This is a genomic window from Mesorhizobium sp. M5C.F.Ca.IN.020.32.2.1 (genome assembly GCF_004023105.1).
GTDB classification, from domain to species: domain Bacteria; phylum Pseudomonadota; class Alphaproteobacteria; order Rhizobiales; family Rhizobiaceae; genus Mesorhizobium; species Mesorhizobium wenxiniae.
Genome location: NZ_RZSX01000701.1, coordinates 1 through 3,454 on the forward strand (window position 1 = coordinate 1; position 3,454 = coordinate 3,454).

The 3,454-nt window shown below is 61.8% G+C and carries 4 protein-coding genes and 2 pseudogenes; 3 read left to right on the forward strand and 3 right to left on the reverse strand.

Annotated elements, in window-relative coordinates; genetic code table 11:
• From EOA86_RS27245 to rnhA, 3 genes and pseudogenes are all read left to right on the forward strand, one after another.
• Nucleotides 1-282 (forward strand): annotated as a pseudogene (locus tag EOA86_RS27245) (4-hydroxy-3-methylbut-2-enyl diphosphate reductase); the annotation flags it as partial.
• A 7-nt stretch (nucleotides 283-289) separates the two neighbouring features.
• Nucleotides 290-1,252, forward strand: coding sequence for a homoserine kinase (locus tag EOA86_RS27250; RefSeq protein ID WP_128344528.1), 963 nt, complete (start codon nucleotides 290-292; stop codon nucleotides 1,250-1,252).
• Nucleotides 1,249-1,782 (forward strand): ribonuclease HI, encoded by a 534-nt coding sequence (gene rnhA, locus EOA86_RS27255; protein WP_127210527.1) that lies wholly within the window; start codon nucleotides 1,249-1,251, stop codon nucleotides 1,780-1,782. The genes EOA86_RS27250 and rnhA overlap by 4 nt, the downstream gene beginning before the upstream one ends.
• Nucleotides 1,783-1,801: 19 nt before the next feature.
• Here the strand turns inward: rnhA and EOA86_RS27260 are convergent, their stop codons facing one another.
• The 3 genes and pseudogenes from EOA86_RS27260 to EOA86_RS27270 all read right to left on the reverse strand — a co-directional run.
• Nucleotides 1,802-2,281 carry a DUF2938 domain-containing protein gene (locus EOA86_RS27260; RefSeq protein ID WP_128344530.1) on the reverse strand — a complete coding sequence of 160 codons (480 nt, stop codon included), beginning with the start codon at nucleotides 2,279-2,281 and terminating at the stop codon, nucleotides 1,802-1,804.
• A gap of 183 nt (nucleotides 2,282-2,464) precedes the next feature.
• On the reverse strand, nucleotides 2,465-2,965 hold the full coding sequence (locus EOA86_RS27265; RefSeq protein WP_065006230.1) for a peroxiredoxin: 501 nt from the start codon (nucleotides 2,963-2,965) through the stop codon (nucleotides 2,465-2,467).
• Nucleotides 2,966-3,086: 121 nt separating this feature from the next.
• A pseudogene (locus EOA86_RS27270) lies at nucleotides 3,087-3,454 on the reverse strand (hypothetical protein); the annotation flags it as partial.

The following is a 3,454-nucleotide window of genomic DNA, read 5'->3' on the forward strand; positions in this document are numbered from 1 at the left end:
GTGGCCGAGCGCGCCGGCGCCTCGATGTCGCTTCTCGTGCAGCGCGCCTCCGAAATCCCGTGGACTGACATTGCCGGCATCTCGACGCTCGGTCTGTCGGCAGGCGCGTCCGCGCCGGAAATCATCGTCGACGAGATCATCGATGCATTCCGGCAGCGCTTCAACGTGACGATCGAGCTGGCGGTGACGGCGACAGAGACCGAGGATTTTCCGGTGATGCGGGTCCTGCGCGATGTCGAATTGACGGCGGCCGACATGGCCTTCGTCAACGGAGCCGCGTGAAGAGCCCATGGCGGTCTACACCGACGTCAACGAAGGCGAGCTCGGCGCGTTCCTGAATGCCTATCCGGTCGGCGATCTCCTGTCCTACAAGGGCATCGCCGAAGGCACCGAGAACTCGAATTTCCTGCTGCATACAACCAGCGGCTCTTACATCCTGACGCTCTACGAAAAGCGCGTCGACAAGGCCGACTTGCCGTTCTTCCTGGGGCTCATGGGCCATCTCGCCAGAAAGGGCATTTCGTGCCCGCTTCCGGTGACCGCGCATAATGGCGACGTCATCGGAACGCTTGCCGGGCGGCCGGCGGTCATCATCACCTTCCTCGAAGGCCTTTCGCTGCGGCGGCCGACATCAGCGCATTGCGGCGAGGTCGGCAAGGCGCTGGCGGCACTGCATCTCGCTGGCGCCGACTTTCCGATGACCCGTCCGAATGCTCTTGCCATCGATGGCTGGCGCAAGCTGTGGAGTGCCGCTCGCCCTCGCGCCGACGAGGTCGAGCCGGGATTGGCGGCCGAGGTCGATGCCGACTTCGCCGATTTCGAGCGGAACTGGCCCAAAGACCTGCCGGAGGGAATCATCCATGCCGATCTTTTCCCGGACAATGTCTTCTTCCTCGGCGAAAAACTGTCCGGGCTGATCGACTTTTATTTCGCCTGCAACGATCTCTACGCCTACGATGTCGCTACCTGCCTCAATGCCTGGTGCTTCGAGAAGGATTTCTCCTTCAACCTGACCAAGGGCACGGCGCTACTTGCCGGCTACCAAAGCGTGCGGCCCTTGAGCGGCGAGGAGAGAGCTGCGCTGCCTATCCTGGCACGCGGCTCGGCGCTGCGCTTCATGCTGACCCGGCTTTACGACTGGCTGACCGTTGCCAATGGCGGGCTGGTCGTGAAACGCGATCCGACCGAATATATCAGGCGGATGCGTTTTCACCGAGCGATCAAATCTCCTTCCGAATATGGACTGACATGACCAAGCGCGTTGAAATCTTCACCGATGGTGCCTGTTCGGGCAATCCGGGGCCTGGCGGCTGGGGGGCGGTCCTGCGCTTCAACGGCGTGACGAAAGAACTGTCAGGCGGCGAGGCTGCGACCACCAACAACCGCATGGAACTTTTGGCCGCCATCTCGGCGCTCAATGCGCTGAAGGAACCTTGTGCTGTCGATCTTTATACCGACAGCAACTATGTCAAGGACGGCATTTTCAGCTGGATCGACGGCTGGAAGCGCAACGGCTGGAAGACCGCTGCCAGGCAACCGGTGAAGAATGCCGAGCTGTGGCAGGCACTCGACGAGGCGCGCAACCGCCATCAGGTCGTCTGGCACTGGATCAAGGGCCACGCCGGCCATCCGGAGAACGAACGTGCCGACGAACTGGCGCGGCTCGGCATGGCGCCGTTCAAGAACAAAACGGCCAGGCCCGTGCCCGTTTCATCTAGGGAAAGTACCCAAGCCAAGCAGCCGGCTGGCAAGAAAGTGCGCCGCTCGACCCAGAGCTACTAACCAGTCTGGTCCGCCATATTCAACGGATCAGCAGCGCCGTGCCGAAAAGTCCGAGCGCGAACACAGTATGCGACACGAGGTTGAGGGCGCGGATCTGTATCGGGTTGGGGCGCTTTGATGCGGCCCAGCCGGCGCCCATGCCGGGCGCCAGCAGGAACCAGCCGGCGCCCACGGTGACGATGCCGAGGATGAAGGCCGACAGGAAGGTCGGCGCGGCCAGCCACGCCGCTCCCGCCCAAACGGCCAGAATGATGCCGTAGACGATGCCGACAAAGTAGTGGAAGGCCCAGCCCAGCGCCGATTCATGCGCGTAGGGTGCTGCCTCGCCGATATCGTCGTGGAATACCTTGCCGTCTCTGAGATGCCAGACCCAGCGCCCAACCAGTCCCCAGTTCGGCCGCGGCTGAGCAAATACCATGTTCAGGAAAATCGCCCAGAGGTCCATGAGCGCCGTAGCGCCAATGCCGATCGCCACAGCGCGCCAGAAGTGGTCAAACATCATTGAGGTCCCCCAAAAGCAAGCAACTCCGAAGAGCTAGCGCACGAGCCCGAAAACCGGTACCGGTTTTTGTTGGGGATCATGCGGCTCAGAAGTCTTGAAGCGTCCTTTGCACGCCAATTGGACACTCAGCGCTCGACTTAGCGTGATCGTCAGGCCAAAAGGACCGTGGCAAACCTTGGCCTATGTTGTCGCCAAAACGGAAAGCTGTCCGAGAATGTGAGCCGCACCGGATTCATCGACGCCAGGCTTTGTCTCGACATTGAGCGCGGTGACCTTGCCGTCGTCGACGATCATCGAAAACCGCTTCGAGCGCAGCCCCATGCCGCCGCCGGAAAGATCGGCGTCAAGGCCGATCGACCTGACGAAATCGCCATTGCCATCGGCAAGATAGAGGATCTTACCTTCACCACCGCTGAAGCGGGCCCAGGCGCCCATCACGTGAACGTCGTTGACCGCGACGACGGCGATGGTGTCGACGCCGCGCGCCAGGATGGCGTCGTAATTGTCCAGATAGCCGGGCAGATGATTGTTGGAGCAGGTCGGCGTGAAAGCGCCGGGAACGGCGAACAGCACCACCTTCTTTCCCGAGAAGATCTCGGCCGTCGTGATCGCTTTTGCGCCGTCGGCAGTCATCGTCTTGAAGGTCGCTTGGGGCAGCTTGTCGCCAACGGCAATCATCATCGAGGTCCTCACTTGAGAGATGGAAGGGAAGTGTCCTTGCGATAGCGAATTCAGCCGTTCCCCGCAACCGTTGGGGAGGTTGGGCAAAGGAATGTTCGCCCTGAACATCCTTTGCTCGGGATCAAGGGAACGGCAGCAGGCCTTCGACGGCGCCGGCCGCGGTTGTCAGCGTGTAGTAAAGTCCGCCATCCGTCGGTGTCGTCGTCGGCCTGTCGAGGATCGGCACGGCAAACACCAGCTTGCCATCCTTTTCGCTGCGGGCCGGCACGCCGAACATGTAATCCCGCTCGCCGGCGACGAAGAAATCCGCCGCTTCGGGACTGCCCGGAAAGCTCGCCTCGACAATCAGTGTCTCGCGGTCGCCCGGCAGGATATTGACGCCGAAATCGGGTCTTGCGGGCGCAGGCAGCGTTGCAAGGGCCGCCTTCACCAAAGCGGCGTCTTCGGCATTGTCCGGATCGGAGCCCGGATCGATGGTCAGCTTCGTCT

Excerpts from the sequence above, each read along its gene's own strand:
- rnhA (WP_127210527.1), top strand. The coding sequence starts at position 1,249 with ATGACCAAGCGCGTTGAAATCTTCACCGATGGTGCCTGTTCGGGCAAT.
- EOA86_RS27265 (WP_065006230.1), bottom strand. The coding sequence starts at position 2,965 with ATGATGATTGCCGTTGGCGACAAGCTGCCCCAAGCGACCTTCAAGACG.
- EOA86_RS27260 (WP_128344530.1), bottom strand. The coding sequence starts at position 2,281 with ATGTTTGACCACTTCTGGCGCGCTGTGGCGATCGGCATTGGCGCTACG.
- EOA86_RS27250 (WP_128344528.1), top strand. The coding sequence starts at position 290 with ATGGCGGTCTACACCGACGTCAACGAAGGCGAGCTCGGCGCGTTCCTG.